General features: G+C 42.6%; 18 protein-coding genes. 13 read left to right on the top strand and 5 right to left on the bottom strand.

The window, feature by feature from the left end; genetic code table 11:
* Window positions 1-54: 54 nt before the first annotated feature.
* The 7 genes from KHM83_RS01745 to KHM83_RS01775 all read left to right on the top strand — a co-directional run bounded on the left by KHM83_RS01745 (window position 55) and on the right by KHM83_RS01775 (window position 6440).
* Entirely contained in the window at window positions 55-1017 is a 963-nt protein-coding gene (locus KHM83_RS01745; protein WP_213235176.1) for a 2-hydroxyacid dehydrogenase, read from the top strand.
* A 16-nt stretch (window positions 1018-1033) separates the two neighbouring features.
* The gene (locus tag KHM83_RS01750) at window positions 1034-1729 is read left to right on the top strand and encodes an RraA family protein (protein WP_213235177.1); all 696 of its coding nucleotides are present in this window, start codon (window positions 1034-1036) and stop codon (window positions 1727-1729) included.
* A 116-nt stretch (window positions 1730-1845) separates the two neighbouring features.
* Window positions 1846-2979 (top strand): amidohydrolase family protein, encoded by a 1134-nt coding sequence (locus KHM83_RS01755; RefSeq protein WP_213235178.1) that lies wholly within the window; start codon window positions 1846-1848, stop codon window positions 2977-2979.
* Window positions 2980-3374: 395 nt separating this feature from the next.
* On the top strand, window positions 3375-4091 hold the full coding sequence (locus KHM83_RS01760; RefSeq protein ID WP_213235179.1) for a CoA transferase subunit A: 717 nt from the start codon (window positions 3375-3377) through the stop codon (window positions 4089-4091).
* A gap of 14 nt (window positions 4092-4105) precedes the next feature.
* Window positions 4106-4759 carry a 3-oxoacid CoA-transferase subunit B gene (locus KHM83_RS01765; RefSeq protein WP_213235180.1) on the top strand — a complete coding sequence of 218 codons (654 nt, stop codon included), beginning with the start codon at window positions 4106-4108 and terminating at the stop codon, window positions 4757-4759.
* Between the two features lie 37 nt (window positions 4760-4796).
* Complete coding sequence (locus tag KHM83_RS01770) at window positions 4797-5576, top strand: short-chain-enoyl-CoA hydratase (RefSeq protein WP_213235181.1); 780 nt, start codon at window positions 4797-4799, stop codon at window positions 5574-5576.
* 15 nt (window positions 5577-5591) lie between these two features.
* Window positions 5592-6440: a 3-hydroxybutyryl-CoA dehydrogenase gene (locus tag KHM83_RS01775; protein WP_213235182.1), complete on the top strand. Its 849-nt coding sequence runs from the start codon at window positions 5592-5594 to the stop codon at window positions 6438-6440.
* Window positions 6441-6769: 329 nt separating this feature from the next.
* On the opposite strand, the gene KHM83_RS01780 is transcribed toward KHM83_RS01775, so the two are convergent.
* Complete coding sequence (locus tag KHM83_RS01780) at window positions 6770-8467, bottom strand: HD-GYP domain-containing protein (RefSeq protein ID WP_213235183.1); 1698 nt, start codon at window positions 8465-8467, stop codon at window positions 6770-6772.
* A 304-nt stretch (window positions 8468-8771) separates the two neighbouring features.
* Between KHM83_RS01780 and KHM83_RS01785 the strand changes: the two genes are divergently transcribed.
* Window positions 8772-10214 carry an extracellular solute-binding protein gene (locus KHM83_RS01785; RefSeq protein WP_213235184.1) on the top strand — a complete coding sequence of 481 codons (1443 nt, stop codon included), beginning with the start codon at window positions 8772-8774 and terminating at the stop codon, window positions 10212-10214.
* A 10-nt stretch (window positions 10215-10224) separates the two neighbouring features.
* Window positions 10225-12369, top strand: coding sequence for a sensor domain-containing diguanylate cyclase (locus KHM83_RS01790; RefSeq protein ID WP_213235185.1), 2145 nt, complete (start codon window positions 10225-10227; stop codon window positions 12367-12369).
* 21 nt (window positions 12370-12390) lie between these two features.
* Here KHM83_RS01790 and KHM83_RS01795 read toward each other — a convergent pair whose 3' ends face one another.
* Complete coding sequence (locus KHM83_RS01795) at window positions 12391-13179, bottom strand: hypothetical protein (RefSeq protein WP_213235186.1); 789 nt, start codon at window positions 13177-13179, stop codon at window positions 12391-12393.
* 119 nt (window positions 13180-13298) lie between these two features.
* Between KHM83_RS01795 and KHM83_RS01800 the strand changes: the two genes are divergently transcribed.
* The 4 genes from KHM83_RS01800 to KHM83_RS01815 all read left to right on the top strand — a co-directional run bounded on the left by KHM83_RS01800 (window position 13299) and on the right by KHM83_RS01815 (window position 17190).
* Window positions 13299-14243 (top strand): 2-thiouracil desulfurase family protein, encoded by a 945-nt coding sequence (locus tag KHM83_RS01800; protein WP_213235187.1) that lies wholly within the window; start codon window positions 13299-13301, stop codon window positions 14241-14243.
* Window positions 14244-14582: 339 nt separating this feature from the next.
* Window positions 14583-15029 carry a hypothetical protein gene (locus tag KHM83_RS01805; protein WP_213235188.1) on the top strand — a complete coding sequence of 149 codons (447 nt, stop codon included), beginning with the start codon at window positions 14583-14585 and terminating at the stop codon, window positions 15027-15029.
* 1 nt (window position 15030) lies between these two features.
* Complete coding sequence (locus KHM83_RS01810; RefSeq protein ID WP_213235189.1) at window positions 15031-16557, top strand: sodium:solute symporter family transporter; 1527 nt, start codon at window positions 15031-15033, stop codon at window positions 16555-16557.
* A gap of 24 nt (window positions 16558-16581) precedes the next feature.
* Entirely contained in the window at window positions 16582-17190 is a 609-nt protein-coding gene (locus tag KHM83_RS01815) for a flavodoxin family protein (protein WP_213235190.1), read from the top strand.
* 239 nt (window positions 17191-17429) lie between these two features.
* Here the strand turns inward: KHM83_RS01815 and KHM83_RS01820 are convergent, their stop codons facing one another.
* The 3 genes from KHM83_RS01820 to KHM83_RS01830 form a co-directional block, all read right to left on the bottom strand.
* On the bottom strand, window positions 17430-19880 hold the full coding sequence (locus KHM83_RS01820) for a M56 family metallopeptidase (protein WP_213235191.1): 2451 nt from the start codon (window positions 19878-19880) through the stop codon (window positions 17430-17432).
* A gap of 2 nt (window positions 19881-19882) precedes the next feature.
* Window positions 19883-20245 (bottom strand): BlaI/MecI/CopY family transcriptional regulator, encoded by a 363-nt coding sequence (locus tag KHM83_RS01825; protein WP_213235192.1) that lies wholly within the window; start codon window positions 20243-20245, stop codon window positions 19883-19885.
* 214 nt (window positions 20246-20459) lie between these two features.
* Window positions 20460-21875 (bottom strand): sigma-54 interaction domain-containing protein, encoded by a 1416-nt coding sequence (locus tag KHM83_RS01830; RefSeq protein ID WP_213235193.1) that lies wholly within the window; start codon window positions 21873-21875, stop codon window positions 20460-20462.
* Window positions 21876-22047: the final 172 nt, after the last annotated feature.

The raw sequence follows: 22047 nt of genomic DNA on the forward strand, positions 1-22047 counted from the left end.
GGCATGCTAATTGCTATATATAATAGCAACGTTATGTTGAAAGGAGAGAATCGTTTGAAAATCGCTTTAATTGGTATTTTTCCAAGTGGCACATATGAAATGTTCGACGAAATGATACCAAAAGACCTATTCGAAATTGAGATCATTGATACTCAAGAAAAATACGAAGCCCTGACTGATGCCGAAATTATGGTTTTAAGATTGTTCAAAATCACGAAAGCGGATATTGAAAGAAATCAGAATTTAAAACTCATTCAAAAGTGGGGGGCGGGTTATGACACCGTTGATATTGAAGCTGCCGGCAAACAAGGGGTTTATGTTGCCAATTCTCCTGGTGCAAACGCATATGCTGTATCGGAAATTGCAATATTGCAGATTTTAGCTGTCTACAGAAACCTGATTATACAAGATGAGGCGATGCGTAAAGGTGAATGGACCAAAACGGTTTACGTTGATCGCTCATACTGTATCCTAAATAAAGTTGTTGGCTTAGTTGGTTGCGGCAATATTGGGAAAGACGTTGCAAAGAGAGTCCAAGCTTTTGGTGCAACGGTACAATACTATGATATGTATCGTATGAGTCAAGAAGAAGAAGCAAAACTGGGTATGACATATGTTGAGATGGATGAGCTGTTTAAAACATCAGATATCATCAGCTTGCATTTACCGCTCAACGAACACACAAAACACATTGTCAATCGCGACAAGCTGGCATTGATGAAAAATACCGCAATTATTATTAATACTTCTAGAGGTGGCATTATTAAAGAGGATGATTTGATTGAAGCACTTGAAAAAAATCAAATCTTAGGTGCGGGGTTAGATTGTATAGAAAATGAACCCGTTCAAGCAAGCGACCCAATTTTGTCAGCGCCAAATGTAACATTAACACCGCATATTGGCGGTACATCTGCTGATTTGCTGGTACACATGGTGCCGTTAATGGTGAACAACATTATCGCATTTGGTCGAGGCAATGAAGTCAATTATGTTGTCAATAAACAATATTTAAAATAATTTTGGAGGCACGAAAATGAGTGTAGGCAATAGAGTGTATTTAAAAAGAGAATTACCGTCAAAAGAGATTATAGAAGCATTTAAAACTATTCCGGCTGCTAATATTGAAGATTGCATGAACAGAATTTACGGTTTAAACCCTGAAATTAAGCGCATGTCAAACCCTGGAAAGAACATGGTTGGTGTCGCATTGACCGTTAAAACGCGTCCTGGTGATAACTTAATGATTCATCAAGCGCTCGAAATGGCTGGCGAAGGTGATATCATTGTCGTTTCAAATGAAGGTGATAGAAGCAGAGCGCTCATTGGTGAAGTCATGGCACAATATGCGCAATGCACGCGAAAAGTTGCAGGGCTCGTCTTTGACGGTGCTATTCGAGATATTGATGAAATTGCACAAATGGCTTTGCCGGTATATGCTTCCGGTTATACGCCTAGCGGCCCTTTTAAAGAAGGTCCTGGTGAAGTGAATGTTCCGATTGCAATTGGCGGTGTACCAGTGATGCCTGGCGATATTCTCGTCGGTGATGGTGATGGCGTTATCGTTATTCCAAAAGCTGATGCAGCAGCTGTATTGGCAGAAGCAAAAGTTGTATGTGAGAAAGATGCTGAAAAAGTCAAAGCGGCTAAAGAAGGCACATCTAATAAGCAATGGGTTGGTGAAAAATTAGCGAAAAAAGAATGTGAATTCATCGATGATATCTGTAAGTAACCCCTGATTATTTAAATGATACCGCTGATCGGTCAAAGGATAGTATCACTTGACTGGACAATTGACAAGAGGCATGGTAACGTGAAAAGTATTCAAACTGCAAAAAGGAAGATAAGATGATTGACTTGATTATTAGAAACGGTAGGGTCATTGACCCCTATAATGGACTGGATAAAATATGTGATGTCGCTATTCACGGCGGAAAAATAGCCAGTGTCGGTGATTTGAAAGATCTTGTATCGGAAAAGGAAGTGAATGCAAAAGGGTGCTTGGTTACACCTGGTCTCGTGGACTTTCACGCGCATGTGTCGCCTTTAGCAGAAATTGGTATTCCGGCAGAAGTGACGTGCTTTACATCTGGTATAACGACGATTGTCGATGCAGGCAGTACCGGCTGTGCTAATTACGAATCTTATCGCGGTTTTTTAGCGAACAGCAAAGTCAGAATCAAATGCTTTCTCAATATGTCTTCTGCTGGGCTTGTCACGAGCAGTTATCATGAAAACATTGATCCCGAACACTTTAATTTGTCGAAGATAGAACGCCTTTTCGAGAAGTATCCCGGCGATTTGCTAGGGCTAAAAATTCGATTTTCAAAAGCCCTCGTCGGAGAAATGGGACTCAAACCACTAAAGCAGACCATTGCACTCGCAGATAAAATAGGTGTACCGGTTGTTGTTCACTGTACTGATTCACCAATTCCAATAGCCGCTATCCTCGAACAGCTTCGTCCCGGCGATGTCCTGACGCATGCGTTCCACGGCATTGGCAATACGATTTTAGATGAAGATGGTAAAATTGCAAATGCTGTCTTTGCCGCAAGAGAAAAGGGTGTTATCTTTGATGTGGCAAATGCGCGATTTCATTTTGCTTTTAAAACGGCGAGGGTTGCACTTAACAGCGGATTTTTGCCGGATGTGATCAGTACGGATTTAACGGTGAAAAGCCTTTATAAAAAACCGCAGATCTTTAACATGATGTTTTTGCTTTCAAAGTATTTAAATATGGGAATGAGTGTTATGGAAGTCTTTGAGCGATGTACCAGCAGACCCGCGGAACTGATGGGAATGGCCGGTGAGATTGGTTGCCTTTCGCCGGGTGCATCCGGTGATGTTGCTGTGATTAAGTGTTTATCGCGCAACGTTCATTTTGAAGACTGGGAAGGCGGACAGTTAGATGGGAATAAACTGCTGCGTACGATGATGACTGTCAGAGACGGGCAGATTGTTTTTCGAGATATTGAATTGTAAATCATTTAAAGAGCATAAATCGAAGTTGATATTGGCTGAAATTTGAGGCATCGCAAACCTGATTAATGAGGAGAAGCGATGTCTTTTTTTCGTTTTGAGAACTTTATATTTAACCCTTAATTTAGGAGAATTATGCAATATTGTTTTGTGAGATGAAAAGGAAGGCATTCAAATTTTTTATGTATCTGTACAAAATATTGTACATGCTGTCCAACTTATTACACAAGTGCAGCGTATTATAGATTTGATAGAAATGTTGAAATTTCAACACTAGATGACTGCTTTTCGTCTTGGCACTGAACTTGCACTAAAGGAATATATCACAGAAACGCTCAAACATACCCCTAAGAAAGAACGGCTGTGATTCATCCATAATATTTTTCGGAGGTGTAGGAATGGCTGAAGTAAAAACAGTGCAAGAATGTGCAAGTATGGTTGCGGATGGCGCATCCGTAATGGTTGGCGGTTTTCTAGGTGTTGGTGCACCGCTTCAAATGATTGATCAGCTCGTAGCAAATGGCACAAAAGAATTGACGCTGATCAGCGTTGTCGGTTCTTATCCGGGCGGTGGATTCGATATCGGTAAATTAACCGCAGGTAAACAAGTCAAAAAATTTATCGGTGCACATATTGGGACGGACCCAGCGCTGGTATCCGGTTACAATACGGGAGAAATTGATGTGGAATTCAACCCAATGGGTACGTTTATTGAACGTATTCGTGCTGCCGGTGCAGGACTTGGTGCTGTTGTAACACCAGTTGGCATAGGTACTGAGGTAGAAGAAAATGCATCAAAACAAAGTTTTTATGGGAAAGACTACTTAGTGTTTCCGCCGTTGGGGGCAGATTTTGCCATTATTAAGGCCAAAAAAGCGGATCACTATGGCAACTTATGTTATGATGGTACATCAATGAATACCAATACAACAATGGCGACAGCGGGCAAAGTTGTAATTGCAGAAGTAGATGAGATTGTTGAAGTCGGCACATTGGCTCCTAACGAAATTGGCACGCCCGGCATATTCGTCGATTATATCGTCAAGGGCTTTTCAACGGATGAGCGCAAGGCAATATTCGGCGAAATATGGCAAAAGGGCAATAAATTAAAATAAGGGAGGATGTCAATATGAACAGCAGAGAAATTATTGCAAGAAGAATAGCGCAGGAATTCAACGACGGCGAAGTCGTCAACTTGGGATTTGGCATGCCGACCATGGCGGCCAATTATATTCCAAATGGAATCAATGTCATTTTGCAGACTGAAAATGGCGGACTTCGATTTGGCGGGGCCCCAAAAGCCGGTGAACAAAATCCGGATCTGGGCAATGCGGGTGGTGAGCCGATTACAATGCTTCCCGGCGGTTCTGCATTTGACCTCGCTTTTTCATTCTGTATCATTCGCGGCGGCCACGTTGATGCAACGGTTCTCGGAGCACTCGAAGTAGATCAAAACGGTAATATTGCAAATTGGAAAATTCCAGGTAAATTTGTACCCGGCATGGGAGGCGGTATGGATCTCCTCGTCGGCGCCAAAAAAGTGGTTGCCGCCTTGGCACATACGGACAAAGCAGGAAACTCCAAAGTACTTAAGTCATGTACACTGCCGCTTTCGGCAGCAGGTGTCGTGAAACGAATCATTACTGATAAAGCTGTATTCAATGTATCGTCTAAAGGACTTGAATTAATTGAAATTGCACCGGGTCTTACAGAAGCAGACGTAAAAGCGGCAACTGAAGCGGATTATCAAGTGGCAACAAACGTTAAAACAATGACTTTTTAGAGGGATCAATCTTTTATGGATTTGAGGAGGAAGTCTTATGCAGTTTGAAACGTTGACCATTGCGATAGAAAATCGCATTGGCATATTGACCGTCAATCGTCCAAAAGCATTGAATGCGCTTAACAGTCAAGTGCTTGAAGATTTGGAGAAAGCCGTCGAAGCCATTGAAGCCAATAAAGAAATTGATGTTGTCATCCTGACAGGTGAAGGCAAGGCATTCGTGGCGGGTGCAGACATTACGGAAATGAAAGATATGAATGCTGATGAAGGACGGACGTTTGGTGCGTATGGCATGCACGTCTTTCGAAAAATAGAACTTTCATCAAAACCCTATATTGCCGCTGTCAATGGTTTCGCACTTGGTGGCGGATGTGAACTCGCCATGAGCTGTGATATCCGCGTGGCAAGTGAAAAGGCAAAATTCGGTCAGCCTGAAGTGGGCTTGGGAATCACACCTGGATTTGCTGGAACACAGCGCCTTGCGAGGCTGGTGGGAACCGGAAAAGCAAAGGAACTCATTTTTACGGCAGATATTATCAGTGCTGTGGAGGCTGAAAAAATCGGCCTTGTCAATGCGGTTGTGGCACCGGATGATTTAATGCAAACCGCGAAGACCATGGCCGAAAAAATTGTCGCCAATGCACAGCTTTCTGTTCGCTATGCCAAAAGCGCCATTAACCGTGGTTCAGAGACAGACATAGAGACGGCGATGGTGATTGAACAGGATTTATTTGGTCTTTGTTTTGCAACTGAGGACCAGAAAGAGGGGATGACGGCATTTGTTGAAAAACGAGCGCCGAAGTTTGTAACCCGATAAAGAGGGAGGCATTTTATGAAAAAAGCAGGTGTAATCGGCGCCGGTACAATGGGTTCGGGTATTGTTCAGGCTTTTGCCGCAAGTGGGTATGAAGTTATCATGCGCGATATTCAGGAGTCCTTTGTCGTGAGAGGGATGTCGATCATTGACGGGAACTTATCGAGGAATGTTAAAAAAGGCAAAATGTCAGAAGGTGAAAAAGAAGCGATTATGGCGCGTATTCATCCGACAACTGAAGTAGAAGATTTGGTTGATTGTGATATTATCGTTGAAGCAGCCGTAGAGGACATGGCGATTAAAAAGAAAATATTTGCTGAACTTGATGATATCGTCAATGAAAAGGCTATTTTAGCGACCAATAGTTCATCACTGTCTATTACCGAAGTGGCAAGTGCAACGAAAAGACCCGAAAAGGTTATCGGAATGCACTTCTTCAATCCGGTTCCCATGATGAAGCTCGTCGAAGTCATTCGGGGCATTAAGACGTGTGATGAAACCAATCAGGCGGTTATCAAACTGTCGGATGCGCTTGGCAAAGTGCCTGTTCAAGTTGATGAAGGCCCAGGGTTTGTGGTCAATCGAATTCTCATTCCAATGATCAATGAAGCTATTGGCATACTAGCTGATGGCGTTGCAACGGCAGAGGATATCGACAATGCTATGAAACTGGGCGCGAACCATCCTATTGGTCCATTGGCACTGGCAGATCTTATCGGCAATGATGTCAATCTGGCAATTATGGAAGTACTATATCAGGAGTTTGGCGATCCCAAGTATCGTCCGCATCCATATCTGCGAAAAATGGTGAGAGGCGGTATGTTAGGTCGTAAAACAGGAAAGGGTTTTTATGACTATCAGTCATAAGACTGATTGTCGTATGGTGATAGCATGAGCATGTTTAGACGGATTCAACAATCGAGATACGCCTTTCTGTCATAGGATGGTTTTTTTTATAAGGCGGTAGTGTTGGATAATCCCTATCCGTCGTATGGTCATGCGCACCGCGAAGATTCAATTGTTGATCCCGGACAATAACAATGTGTAAATTGAATAAACCACCTAGCTGACAGGTGTCTACCATGGGCTCAGTCTCTGTTTGCCATACAGAGGCCAAGGAATGACATGAGAGACCCGTCAATTAATAAACCCGCGCATTTTGCGCGGGTTTTTCTATAGAAAATACAGATGTTGAATTAACGAAGTTTTTGCTGTTCACTTTGCTTCTTAAAAATTTGTCGAAAGATCTTATCGCGAACGCCCTCTGAAATGCTCTTGTATTCAAAATCGAAAATAGTAAGTTGAGCACTTTTGTAAGACCTCGAAATTTGTCCGGGAATGGCAAGTGTTTCGCCGTCATCAAAAGTAATATTGAGATGGTATAGCTTTTCTTTTGCAACAGCGATTTCTTTTAATGTCTCGGTATAGAGATAAAAAGTAATGGCATTGCCGCCGATGCGTTGAATCGTCATATTGAGGCTTTGGCTTCGATCCATTAATATTTGTCCGGATAATTGCCAATACAAGGCAAAGTATTGATCAATTGGTTTTAAAACGAGATCAGAAATATAAACTGTATTTTCATGCATTCGCCTAAACTTGACAATGAACTCATATAGGGCGCCGCCGCGAAAGAGGACGAGCGAACAGTTGGTAATTTCGGTCTTATTAAAATAACTTTCATCATCAAAATTGTAGTGGTTGGTAATAAACTTATAACCGTGTTCAGTCTTAATCACATCACCTTGTACGTTATTAAATCCAATAGGTGTCGTAAAGAGCAATGTTCCCCATGAGATGGCACCGATCAGATGATCTAAATCAACTTTTCGACTGCCAATGATTTTAACAATGATATCGGTGAGTTTTGGGTCAAATTGTTTGCCGCTGCATCGCTTGAATTCTGCAATTACTTCACTGAGGGTTTTTGATTTTTTATATTTCCGATCAGAGAGCATGGCATCCAGTGAATCGGCAACACAGATAACACGGCTAAACAGGGGAATGCTGTCGTCTTTCAGACCGTCTGGATACCCCATGCCGTCATAGCGTTCATGATGATGTCGTATCACATGTGCGATATGGGAAAGGTCTGCGGCATCATAAGCAAGTTCTTTAACAATGTTGGCGCCATAGAGTGTGTGCATGTGCATCATTTGCGTATCGACATCATCGTAAACTTCTGATTTGTTAATGAGCTCGTTTGGTAGGTAGAGTGTCCCGATATCGTGGAGGATTGAGGCAATGTATAGATTGAAGTGCTCTGTTTCACTTAAATTAAGCTCTGCGGCAATCATCGTGCTCCAATACGCGACATTATAGGGATGATTGACTTGAGCGTATTGATTATTATAGATTTCACTGAAAATATTCATTTGAGAGAAAAAGCGGTTACGTTCATGATAGGCTTTGTATTGGATTGTAAAGGCGTTGAGCACATTACCTAAGACCGTTTGATCAATCTCTGCCATTGCCTGCTTGTATGTAATTTTAGGTTTATGATAGAGAAAGCCCAGATAAATACAACCGATGACTTTCAAGGAGCCGTCTTGGTCGGCGAGAACCGGCAGGTAAAACTCATGCTCCATATGAATGTTAAGCGGGTTATAACAATGATCGTTGTAGAAAAGTACTTTTTCATCACTTGACAGTACCGATTTTGATTCGCAGACGATATTGAGATATGTATCATTGGCTGAAATGTCAACGATGTTGCTGGTGTGCTGAAATTCCTTTCGATTTGGGAGTGTTTTAAAAATTGTTGCTACTTTTTTGTGTTCGTCAAGTAAAAAAAAGTGACAAACATCAAATTGGTACATTGCCTGAAATTTTGAAAAAGCGTTTTCAAAGATCATTTCGGGGTCCGTTATGACTGCTTTGTATTGTTTATGCAACTTGAACCTCCTTCTATATGCATTTTTAATGGTTAAATACCCTTTACAGATATGAGGGCTTGGCGATGTTGTCCGATTGGATTGAATGAACCGGAGATGTGCGTACATATCTGACCTTTATTATTATATTTATATCTTTTTTTTGACCTTTGAAACGCAATAAATGACAGCCTAACCCAGAATGGGGTATAATGATGGCATACAATAGAGGCTGTGTGACGGTTTGAGCCGTAAATACTTCCTAAAAAATAATTGTAATTTTAAAAGCGTATGGATTGGGTATGGGCTAAGGAGGTATGAATACGTGAATAAGTTTGTAAAGGCGATGTGTTTGAGTTTAACCATGATGAGTATCATCATAACATTAGCAGGATGTACAGATGATAAACAAGGGGATACACTACTTGATCCTGATAAACCGATTATTGTAACGATGTGGCATTATTACAATAGCAGTTCTAAAGAAGCGTTTGACAGGCTTGTTTCTGAGTTTAATGAAACCGTGGGAATGGAAAAGGGCATTGTCGTGGATGCGAAGAGCCAAGGCGATATCAGTCAGCTGGCAACGGCAGTTTTTGATGCGGCAAACGGATCGATTGGTTCATCGCCGATGCCGAATATTTTTGCCTCTTATCCTGATAATGCTTTCCGTGTTAATCAAATTACACCACTGGTCAGTTTAGACACCTATTTTTCGGAAAGCGAACTTTCAGTCTATCGAAAGGAATTTCTGGAAGAAGGTAAATTTATGACGGATCAACGTTATTACATTGTCCCCATTGCAAAATCTTCTGAAAATTTATACATCAATAAAAATCTCTGGGAACCATTTGCATTATCAAATGGTTATACCAATGAAGACCTTTCAACATGGGACGGATTGTATGATGTTGCAAAGACATATTATGAATTGACTGGCAAAGGCTTTTTCAGCTTAGATGCCAGTGCCAACTTTATGCTTGTTACAGCGATGGCATATGGGCAGGAAATGTATATTTACAATGAGGATGGAACGGCGCGTTTTAATATGTCGGAAGAAGCGGCACACAAAATATGGGATATTTATGCCAAGGGCTATATCAATGGTTACTTTGAGAAGACTGGGCGTTTTAGTTCGGATGACGCCAAAACGGGAACGGTCATCAGTTACACGGGCTCAACTGCCGGTGCTGCGTATTTTCCGACGGCAGTGGTCATCGGCGAAGAAATGCCCATGACAGTTGAACCTATTGTGATGCCGTATCCCCATCATGAAGCGCTTCAAAGCATTTCAATACAGCAGGGGGCCGGCATGTGTATTGCACATAGTGACGAAGCGCATGAGTATGCTGCGGCACTTTTTTTAAAATGGTTTACAGCAGCAGAGCAAAATACAAAATTTGCTGTTTCAACGGGCTATTTTCCGGTGACAAATGATGCGCTGGAAGGTGAACGGCTAGGGAAACAAGCAGAAGCGCTCAGCATTGACAATGCAGCAATATTGGGGTCTATCAGTGCATCCAAAACGATGTTTGAAACCTATACGCTTTATAATAATAAACCTTTTGAAGCCAGTTATGAAATGCGTGAATTGCTGGAAACACATCTTTTTAATCAGGTTATTGGAGACTTGGCAATCGTGGATCGTGCAGTCCAAAACGGTGAGGATCGAGAGGCTGTTATACAGGAGTTGACATCAGAAAAAGCATTTATGGCGTGGTATACGGATCTGAAAAATCAGGCGGAGCAGCTTTTAAGCAGGCAGTGAGAGGAAACACATGGATCATATGACCGAACATTCAATAAACCGAACAGTACATCAAAAAACCATTGTCACGAAACTAACGCGTTTTGTTCTTGGCATTATTATATTACAAGCCATTATCTTCAGTGTTATTCTCATTGTTGGCGGCGTTATTGAGCAGGCACGTGAAAGTGCATTTCAACTCTTTCATGATAAAGTAACCAATCGGAGAGATTACGTTCAGCGCGAAATGAAGAACAGCTGGATTAATTTTGATCCCTATGTTTCGAATATTGTCGAATATTTGCCGATGGATTCAACTTCTCCGGATCGTTTCTTTGAAAGTGCTGTTCAGGATTTGATTGCAATGCTTAGAGCAACACAAGTGACAGGAGCCTATGTTATTCTGATTCCAGAATACAGCCGTATGAGCAATGATCTAAAGAGCTTGCCAGCACTCTATCTCAGAGATTATGATCCGTTAATGAACAGTTATGGCGATGATGATATCTATATGCTCTGCGGTCCATCTGGACTCGCTGGGCAGTTAAAACTGCCATTGGATCAAACATGGCTTAAAACATTGAATGTTGCGCAAGCCGATAATGCATTTATAGCAAGACCTTATCAGAATGTGACCACAGCATCAAAAGCGGCTTATTATGGCTATTGGAGCAAACCGTTTAAACTCAGTGACAATGATGTTGCCATCGTCACGTATTCCATGCCGCTGTTTGATAAATCCGGAACGCTTCGAGGCATTATCGGCATCGATTTAACCCTTAATTATCTTGCAGAATATTTGCCGGCATCAGAATTGCAGCCTCAGGATTCGCTGGGATATCTCATTGCATATCGCGAGCTGGATGAAAGAGGCGAATTTGCTTATTATCCAATGATTATGGGAGGCCCACTACAGCAGCGTATGATCGATTCCAACAGCGCACTTTCACTAAAAAATGTTGATGATAATTTAGGGATTAGCGAGCTGATTAATCATGAAGGGAATGAGGCGCTCTATGCTTCAATGGAAAGAATTGGGCTCTATCAAACCAATACGCCATTTGAAGATGAAGAGTGGTATCTGGTTGGGATTATGCGTTCAGATTATTTGTTCAGCTACGTTAATCGTATTCGACAGACGCTGGTGGTGTCGTTATTTGTCGCCATTTTAATTGGTGCTATTGGGGGTATTATTATCAGTATCCAAATGACAAAACCCATTGTCGCCTTGGCCAAACAGGTGAAAGAGGGTGAGCGCCATCGCGAAATAAAATTTGAGCCCACAGGGCTTGCGGAATTGGATGCACTGGCATCAGCAGTTGAAAGTGCAAATCAGGCGATGATGGAATCCGCTTCGAGATTGTCAAAAATTGTTGATATGTTCGAACTGCCAATTGGTGCTTTTGAAATGAATATGACGATGAACAGAGTCTATATTACGGATCATTTTGGTGAAATTATTGGTTGGCCGGAGATTGGTGAACACACTGAAATGACGCCTGAAGCATTTACCTCCGTGCTTCAAGCGGTTTTTACAGTCCCCGAAGGCGACAGCCCAGATGTATTTGAAATTGGTGATCGCTGGATACGGTTTAAAAAGACGGACAATGGCATTGGCATTGTCATGGATGTAACGGATGAAATATTAGAAAAACGTCAAATGATATTAGAGCGGGATCACGATGCACTAACGATGATTCTTAACCGCAAGGGATTCCAGTGGGCGTTTGAACGATGGTATGCATCTAAGCGAGAAGGTGAAGCGGCACTTATCATGCTGGATCTCGATAATCTTAAGGGTATCAATGACAGCTATGGTCACCACTGGGGCGATCAGTACATTATCTATGCTGTTAAGCATCTCATAGGGATGGCATCAGCGGAGAATACAATCATTGGACGGCGGTCGGGCGACGAAATCGTCGTATTGCTGCACAGCTTTGAAACGAAAGCGATTATTCGGCAGCATCTGGATTCTTTCTATGAAACATTAAAAGACAGTCCGATGTCATTTCCGAATGATACGTGGAAAACGGTTACAATATCCGCAGGTGTCATGTGGATTGAATCGGATTCTATGACATATGAAGGACTGCTTCACTATGCAGATGAAGCGTTATATGAGGCAAAACGAAGCGGTAAAGACCATTATGTGGAAAGTGATAGAATCAGCTGATCGTGGCGGGCAAGAGCCTGCTTAGACTGGCAGTGTCAAAATTAGATACCCGCCTAAGACCAAGCTAGCCAGATTAGCAACAATGGCGTAAAGAATGCGTCGAAGCGCACGATGTTCACGAATAAAGAGCCCAAAGGCAAAGCTTTCGACGATGATGATCCAGAATTCATAATAGACGAGTCCGAATATAGCGTAACCGTTATAAGGTGAAAACATGCTCAAAAGGTAATTGAGAGTGCCTTGTGTTATGAGGTTAATGATAAGGAAGCCAATCCAGCTGCGGCGTGTACGGAAGCCAAAGAGCCAAAAGGCAGCACCTTCTAAAAGCAATGTCAACATGACGCGAAGTGAGATCAGCAAGGCGTTGCGTGATGGCAGCTTGCCTTCTGTAATAGAACGTGTTGCTACATCCAGTGTCACAATGCTGTTATAATGATTGAGCAATTCAGGCGGCAATGTGATCAGAAAATGATCTTCGGCAGTATCAACATATAAACTCGCATTGGAATCTAAAAACTCGTGACGGTAAAAGGCGGTATAATTTTCCCAAGCTGCTTTTCGCTGATTGCCCGATGTTACGGACAAGTGTCCCGATTCATCGTAAGCTTCGGAGTCTGAAAGAAAAGCGTCACTTGTTACCAGTGCTTCTACAGCCGTTAAATCGGGCTCATCATCGCTGTTGACGAGTAAGACCGTCGTATCATCCGGTATGATAACGATCAGCGAAGGGGGTTCTGCGGCATTGGCAAAAGCAGCTGACTGACATGTAATAACTGCAGCGATTATGAATAATAGTATGTATCGGCGCATGGTGATACCTCCTAAGATTAAGCATAGAATTAATTGGGTATAGTTTATCATAAATATGTGGCGATTACGTGTCCTAAATAAAAAGCGAGGCATTTTGGCGCCAATTGGAGGATGAAAAGATGTCCAACCAACCGATCATTATCACAACCAAACTTAAAATTGGCATTAGCGCATGTTGCATGGGATGTCCAGTACGATACAATGCAAAAGGTTGGGACTTGGTGAAGTCCCTCGGCAGAGAGAAGAGCGACTTTGTCTGGGTACCGGTCTGTCCGGAAAGTATGGCGGGGCTTGGCGTGCCGAGAAATCCTATACATGTGGTAGGTGCTGATGGTCGTGCGATTTGGACGAATGAAGCAAAAGTAGTTAATCGCGGCGGCGCTGAAGTAACCGATGCTGTAAAGGCTGGTGCGTCAGCCTGTATGGAAGCGCTTGAAAGAGCTGACATTACTGCTTATATCTATATGGATGGCAGCCCGACATGCGGTGTATACCGAACGACATTAAAAAAACAGAAACGTGGCAATCCGCCTGGCGTCTTTGGTGCGTTATTGCTGGACAAGGGTTACTTTCTCATTCCGGCATCTGATCTTCAAAGTCCATTGAAATGGTGGGACTGGCGTAGGCGGCTTTTAGCTTTTCATTGGATCAAAACTGTTGAGATTGAAGATATGAAGACATTGTATGCTGTTTGGCATCAGTTGAAATTCATTTGTCAAGAGCTTGATGAACCTTGGGCAAGAGCGTTGGGGAAAAAACTGGCGGCTGTTAATCGAGAGGCTTTTATGGATTTTGTCGAAGTTTTTCGCAGTGAAATTATGATGGTTCTGAGAAAACCGTCAACACCGGCTAAGATTACCAATCGGCTTTGGAAGCATTATGCGCATTATCGAAAAGCGAGCGGTAAATCAATTCCGGAAATTAACGAACCGACTTTTAAGCGCAATGTCACGACGATTGCAGGTGAATTGATTAAAATGGAAAGAGCAGCCGTTGACGATGGTATTTTATTTGGCAATACGCCGGTCATCTACCGTCACCGTAAACCGGATTACGATTCATAGATAAAACGGGTGAAGGCAATGGCGGTAGTGTGATCAATCTTGATAAAAAACAATCCTTTTGGGATTGTTTTTTTATTGCGGTCAGCATTCAAATGATGCGATTGGTAGCAGCCGAAATGCACTTCGATTTAATGAGGCATTTGATGTATATCTGACGGATCGTTGTATCATAAATGTGACGATTTTCATGAAACATACAATGCTTATAGATGATTATATCTCAAGAATGCTCAAAAAAACTCAGTTTACTGCGCTATTGCGATTGGCATGTCATTTGCAATAGTATAGGGCACGTTCGCAGATAGGCCTGCTGCGGGTAGTAAATGACAGGAGGGTTTTATGGAAATTGGTCAATACAAAACACAAATGGTTTTATTGATTACGGGGTTATGGGTTGCCATTACTTTGTGTGGTTGGTTTGGTCACTGGTATATTGGTTTACATCTCAGTGTTGTCCTTATGCTTTTGCATATGATGATGGGCGCGGCTCAAAATGGTAAGCTGGATCGAAAGCTGCTCGTTTATCCGATGCTGACGTGGGCGGTCGTATGGATTATAGGCTTCGTATTGGCAAAACAGAATTCAGATGCATTCTTAAATATGGCGCCAACATACAAAATATTCGGTTTTCATCCTTCTTTTGCATGGATTATTCTTTGCTATTGGATTGGTGGTGTGCTGACTTTGACCATTGGGTTTGTTAAATACAAAAACCTATGGCTCAGTGATGAAGCTTGGGATCGTTTTACTGAGAAAATGAAGCAATTCAATAAAGGAGGTCAATAAGATGACGGATTCGGTTAAGTGGCTTATACTACTTTTTTCATTTGGAATGATTGTTGTTTCATTTCTCATTGGCTGGGCAGCGAAGAAAAAGGCATCAGATGCACAGTCGTTTTTTGGTGGAACGGCGCTTTTTGGTCCCTTGACGGTAAGTTTATCAACGGTTGCTGCCGTTGCCAGTGCTTTTGCGGTAGTTGGCGTTCCAGGGCTTATTTACTCGACGGGCAATACGATGAACCTCTGGATGCTGTCATCTTGTGCTTTTGCCATGGCGTATATGGCAATTGGCAAGCGTATTCGTGCAATGGCAGAAGTGGCGCCGATTGCCAGTTTGGGTGATATAGCCGACTTGAGATACGGCTATCACAGAGGTATTAAAGCATTGTTGTCTTTGGTGCTGTTTATTGGTGCCATTGCCTATTTAGCATCTCAAATTAGTGCTTGTTCAGCACTTTTTGCGCATTTGTTGGGATGGGATCCCTATGTTGCTGGGTTTATTATTTTTGGTATTTTAACGGTTTATACAAGTTTGTCGGGTGAAGTTGGTGGCGTGCTGACACAGGCTTTTCAAGGTTTTATCATGGTGCTGGCAGGGCTTATTATGATTATTGCATTTTTCTTTATTACAGGTGGCTTCAGTGGTGTTGTGGACATCGTCTCATCAGCGGGTTCTGTTTCAGCTGTGGTTGACGGGAAGGAAATCGTAAAGCAGTTTACGCCAAATGCTATGAATGCGTGGGGAGCACTTCCAGGTTCTATAGCCATGGCGTGGATGGTTATTCCGATTATTGGCACAATGGGACAGCCGCAAGTCTTAACCCGCATGTATGCATTAAAAAATCCAAAGGATATGCCGAGTTTAGGGCTTTATGCCGGACTTGGACACTTTGTCGTCGGTTTTTTTGCACTGACCATGGGCTATGCAGCACTTTACCTCGTTGGAAAGGGACTGATATCACCTTTGGCAGTTGCAGACAATGCTATTTTTGCCGTTGCCGATTATGTTGGCGTTTATGCGCAGCTATTTGTCTACGCGGCGATTCTTGCGGCATCCATGTCAACAGCGTCCATGTTTTTAACACTTTCAGCCAATATATTATCACGTGATTTGCCCAATGCATTCGGCTTGCGTCTGGAAGGCAAGAAGCAAATGAATGTCTCCAGAGGGATTACCGTTGTGATCGGAATCGTGTCAATTTTGTTTGCGTTATCCAGCGGGGAGGCGGTTGCCATATTAGGAACATTTGGCTGGGGGACATTAATGTCTGCAACTTTTCCAACATTTATACTGGGTCTGAACTGGAAAGGCGCCAGCAGTGAAGGTGTCTTTGCCGGGCTTATTACGGCCTTTGTCGGCAATATTGGCAGCCTTTGGCTCAATAATCACGGTTTTGTTTGGCCTGGTGGATTGCCATGGTATGTCAATGTCATCACGGCATCTATCGTCGTAACAGTTATCGTTTCATTGGTGACAAAATCAAATAAGGAAACACAGATTGATCCGCGCGTTGATGCTGTGATTGATTTATAGCAAATGCAAACAGGAGGAAATAAAATGAAGGCAATTGGTATTTGCGGCAGTCCGAGGGAGGGCAATACGGAAACTTATATTAAAAAAGTTTTGTCACAGCTCTCACAGGCCGATCACGACACAATTTATTTGCCGCTAAGGCTTTTAAACATAGCGCCATGTGAAGGTTGTTATCAGTGTGTGAAAGAGGGGCGCTGTGTGATTGAAGATGATTTTCAAGCGGTGTTTAAACACATGACGGAGGCGGATTGCCTTGTTGTTGGCAGCCCGGTCTACAACGGTTCAATAACGCCAAAACTGAAAGCGCTTCTGGATCGCGCAGGATTTTCCGCAAGGTGGATGAAGAATGCACTTGAGACTTCCGATGATAATTATCAATGGGGAAAGATGGTGTTTTCGGGGAAACTCTTTGCACCCATCACAGTGGCGCGCAAAACCGGACAGACATTTGCACTGGCGCAGCTGATGCTGTGGGCGCAGGTAAACGACTTGATAACGGTGGGCTCAAATTATTGGACGGTGGGAACTGCCGGGACTTCCGGCAGTATTAATGCCGATGAAGATGCAGAGGGCATGTCGATTATGTCCCACCTTGCAGAAAATTTGAATTTTTTAATGGAACGCATTGGTTAAAAGATTACGCATGATCGGCGGCATCCGAAAAAAGAGGCCGTTAAACAGCATCTTATTTAGAATACACTGACGATGTTCAGTGCCTCGAGCACATCCAAGAACTGAAACATTGATTTGAAATGAGATGTTTTCATAAAGAATGGTCATTAAAACGAAAGTCGTCTATTAATTCAGTAATTCAACGCAGTATTATTATGAATGCCCGCAGTCACTTTAAAGGACTGCGGGCATTTTTTAATCTATTCCATTTCCGGTAGCATTGTAAGCATAAGGTATGATTTGGGATAGCGTTCGCGCATTTCATCTTCTCCTATGGCGGATAATTTATTCTGTCCGTGTTCACGCCATGTGTTAAAATACGCCTGGCCACTCTCTGCGGCTATAGGCATCCCATCGTTGGCAATCAAGTCGTCCATTACAATCCGCATGAGGCGTCCTTTCAGACCTATCTGACCACCTTTCAGAAATTCTGAAAATATATACTGCAAGGTATAATCACCGTAGTAGGTTAATTCACGATAATCCAGTCTATGCGCAACAATATAATCTTCCGGATTGGAAGAACCTGCTGGAGAAGACATCAATCTATCAAAAAGGTTTTCAATAATGGAAGTGGTATCAAGTTGTTTATAAATGATGGCTTGAGCATAGCTATTCTGAATTTGTGCCAAAATATACTTTTGTGTATCCAGTGCATCAGCCCAGATGGCAGGGGGGAATTTTTCTTTAATATCGGGCCCATAATAAGAACCATCGCGAGGAATCCAGTATTCTTTTAATAGGTAATTTCCAGATTTATTTACATCGAAGGTTATAGCTGTCGGAATGTGACTGCCTCCAACCGGATCCAAGCCATCATTTACAAAGTCGTATTTCTGAACAAGTACCATTGTATAAACGGTGACCATATCAACATTCTCGCTGTTGCCTGTCGGACTGTGTCTTTCGGTCATTAGTGTCACGTGGCTTTCACAGAGAAACTCGCTACTGGAGCTGTCTTTTTCTCGATCCAAAATCGCAGCAGAGATTGCAAGTTCAAGCGGATCAATAAACGCCTGTTCGCCGCCGTCTGTTCCAACACCGGCAATTTCAAAGTTGCCAGTGCCTAAAGCCTTTACATATAACTCGCGGAACAAGTTCTGAAAAGTTCCTTTCCCGGAGGCGCCGTCACCGGGGGCAAAGTATTCCTCTGATGCTGTGGCAATGTCGTAGTTAACCCGTACCACATAGTGGTATTCCATATCCGTCCATTTTTGCCCCACCTTAGGATCGCCGGCAATGACTGTGACTGCATTGATTGTGTAGTCTGCAATCCGTTCTGTTGAGGCAATATTTTCTTCCATATGAGACTTTAACCAGATATTCGCTGCGGTTTCGCCGATGACCTGTACAGGTTCATCAGGCTTGATAAAAAAGGAAAGTGCGATGTGCTGTGAAGGGGTTGATTTTTCGGAATTTTCAGTGATTTCGGACGTTGCGCTGCTAGGGGCTGTTGAATTTTGCGACTGCTTTACAAAAGAAATGTAGAATCCTTCAAAATCCTCTAGGTAAATGATGTTTTCATTCAGACCGCTCTGATACAAGTGGTTTCCTGCATATTTTTCATCCAGTCCCACACCTTGAAAATTGTGTTCCGGCATACTGCCGGGAATGTGCAGAATGCTGTCTAATGTACCTATTTCATAAGCGTTGGCAGGGAGCGCACCAACAGTTTTACGATTGCTTTCATATAGTGCATTATTTGTCATAATGATTGCTTTGCTGCGAGGGTTTGCCATAAGGCCGACAATCATGGTACCGCAAAACACGATGGCTATCACTGCAATCCAGAAAGGCTGTTTTTTATAGTTCAGCACATTTTTGATGCGGCTTTTCGTATCCCCTTCGCCAAAGGCCAAAGGAGTACCGCCGATCATCCGTCGTTCGACAGCAAGAGAGAGTAGTGAGGCAGAGTATTCTTTTTTTACATCATTACCCAGTTTTTTGATAACTGTTTCATCGCAGGACATTTCCATATCCCGACCAGAGAGGAAAAACGCTACCCATGCCAATGGGTTGAACCAATGAATACAAAGCACCAGAAAGCTGACAAGCTTAATAAGATAATCAAGCCTGCGGATATGCGTCTGCTCGTGAAGCAGAATGTAGCGTTTTTCCGTTTTGGAAAGTGACAGCGGTAGATAGATTTTAGGCTGAATCACGCCCATGACAAAGGGCGTCGACAAGTTGGCTGAAAGATAAATATTCTCCGTATCATGTACAGCGCCTTTGAGCTGTTTTTTCAGTTTCAGCATCATCATTAAATTGTAAATCATCAAAGTAGCTATCCCTATGAGCCAAATCAATGTAAAGATATTATCGAAAAGAGGTTCTTTCAGCGCATGAGAAACAGGGGCTAGCATTATCCCGTCCCCATTAGTGATCACAGAGCTGTGGACTGTTCCCAGCGTCACAAATTGTTCGGGAAGAGGCTGAAACTGCTCTGTAGTTCTTCCGCCTATTGATAGCAAGCTGAAAGCACTTTCAAATGACCACGGGCAGATGAGCCGAAATAAGACGACGCTCCACAGCGTATAGGAAAAACGCTTAGGCGCTTTTTTGATCAAAAGTCTTATCAATAGAACAGCAAGGATGACATAGCTGGCGGTATAACTCATATTTAGGATCTTTAAAAAAACTGTATCCAGCACAGCTATCCCTCCTTATGTGTGTCAATCAAACGTTGGATCTCCAAAATTTCTTTTTCGCTCAATTTATTTCTGCGGGTGAAAGCGGCAAGAAACTGCGGCAGAGATCCATCAAACGTTTCTGTCAAAAACTGTTCCCCCTGTATGACTAAAAAATCTTCACGGGCGATTAGCGCCGTAACCGTTCCCTTTTGGTTTTCAAATATACCCCTGTCACACAATCTTTTGAGCATGGTGTACGTCGTGGATTTTCTCCAGTCAAATGCTGTATCACAAAGCTTGACAAGCTCTCCTGAGGAAATCGGTTCACGCTGCCAAATCAAATCTGCAAACCGTTGTTCCATTTCTCCAAGTTTATAAGTTTCCATATAGTAAGCCTCCCGATAAAAAAAGTCTAATCGTGTTAGACCTATGTAAGTCTAACACGATTAGACCCGATTGTCAACGTGTTGATTGCAGTATGCCGCTTTATCAGTGATATAACGACTTGGAATGCCTGTGCGGCAGTTGTGCTCAAAATCGAGCAGCTTACGAATGAGATCAGTGTCTCGACTTGTCGTTATGAATGTTTAGACGCCAATGCTATTTTTTTAACTTTCGATACAGTGTCATACGCTTGATTCCAAGGAGATCAGCAGCTCTCGACTTATTGTTGTCGCAGAGTTTTAATGTATCTTCAATGATCTGCGATTCAATTTCTCGCATGATATGGTTTAGGGTACTGCGGTTTTCAAGCAGGTCATTTGGATCGTACTGATCGGCGTAAAGGGAAAAATGCGCTTCTAGAATATCCTTTGGAATGAGCTCGTGATTGATCGTCTCAGCTTCGGCAATGACCATTAAGCGATAGACGATATTTTTAAGTTCGCGAACGTTTCCCGGCCAACCGTAAGCGGTTAGTATTCTCAATGCTTCTTTTGAAAAGACCTTATAAATACCGTTTTTTTGATAAAAAAGCGATTTAAAATGTTCAATGAGTAGCGGGATATCCTCTGAGCGCTCTCTCAGAGAGGGGATGTTGAGGTTGAGTACGTTAAGACGATAATATAAATCAGAACGAAAAGTTTTGTTTTCAATATTTTCTAAGAGATCGACATTAGTTGCTGCAATCACGCGAACATCAATTTCACGTGATTCACTGCTGCCGATTTTTTCGATCTGATTTTCCTGTAAAACGCGAAGGAGTTTAGACTGCATCATTGGCGGCAATTCGCCAATTTCATCAAGGAAGATGGTGCCGCCCTGTGCCATTTCAAATTTGCCGATTTTTCCCTGTTTGCTGGCACCGGTAAAAGAGCCAGCTTCATAGCCGAAGAGTTCTGATTCAATAAGGGTATCGGGAATAGCGGCACAATTGATACTGACGAATGGTTTGTCGCTTCGTTTGCTCGCATTGTGAATGGCGTGTGCAAAGAGTTCTTTACCGACACCGCTTTCACCGGTAATAAGCACGGGAAGATCTGTTTTGGCGAATGAGCGTGCACGCTGTTTAAAGTGCATAATGAGCTTTGATTTAGAAATAATATCGTCAAAAGTGTATTTTGCCTGATTTGGCCCGCCATCCGTTATTTTGTCAAAAGGATAGTCAGGGCGAATTTTGCGAATGATGGAGCATCTGATTTTGTTCTCAATGCAATCAGGTGGTAAATTGTCCATGAAGACAATGCCTGCGCCGCCAATAACGCGATCACCATCGAAAATGGGAATGCGATCAACAATTGCTTCTTGGCCGGATTTAAAGCGGTGCTTGTGACCAATTTCAGGAATGCCGGTCTGGAGGACGACTGGAAAACGCGTCGTATTGTCAATATCGACGAGATTCTGGCCGACAGTGTCCTTTAACGGCAAATTAAGGTATTCTACAAATGCGCGATTCATGACGAGAATATTGCAATTATGATCGACAAAATTAATGGGAAGCGATAATTCATTAAACAGCGACGCAGGAATGTCTTCCATGAATTTGTCGAGTTTTTGATTCAACATATATTCGTTCATAGTGCCCCCTTCTATCAATTTGACTCAAATAATATCCCTCTAAATTATATCATTGATGCGGCGGAACGCATACTGTCACAAATTATCAAACTGTATCATGGCGTTACGGCAAACCGTGTCGCTCTTGTCGTTCCACAAAAAATATACGGAATAGATATATTAAAATTTCAAT

Origin of the sequence: Fusibacter paucivorans (assembly GCF_018390735.1) — a bacterium.
Taxonomy (GTDB): Bacteria; Bacillota; Clostridia; order Peptostreptococcales; family Acidaminobacteraceae; genus Fusibacter; species Fusibacter paucivorans.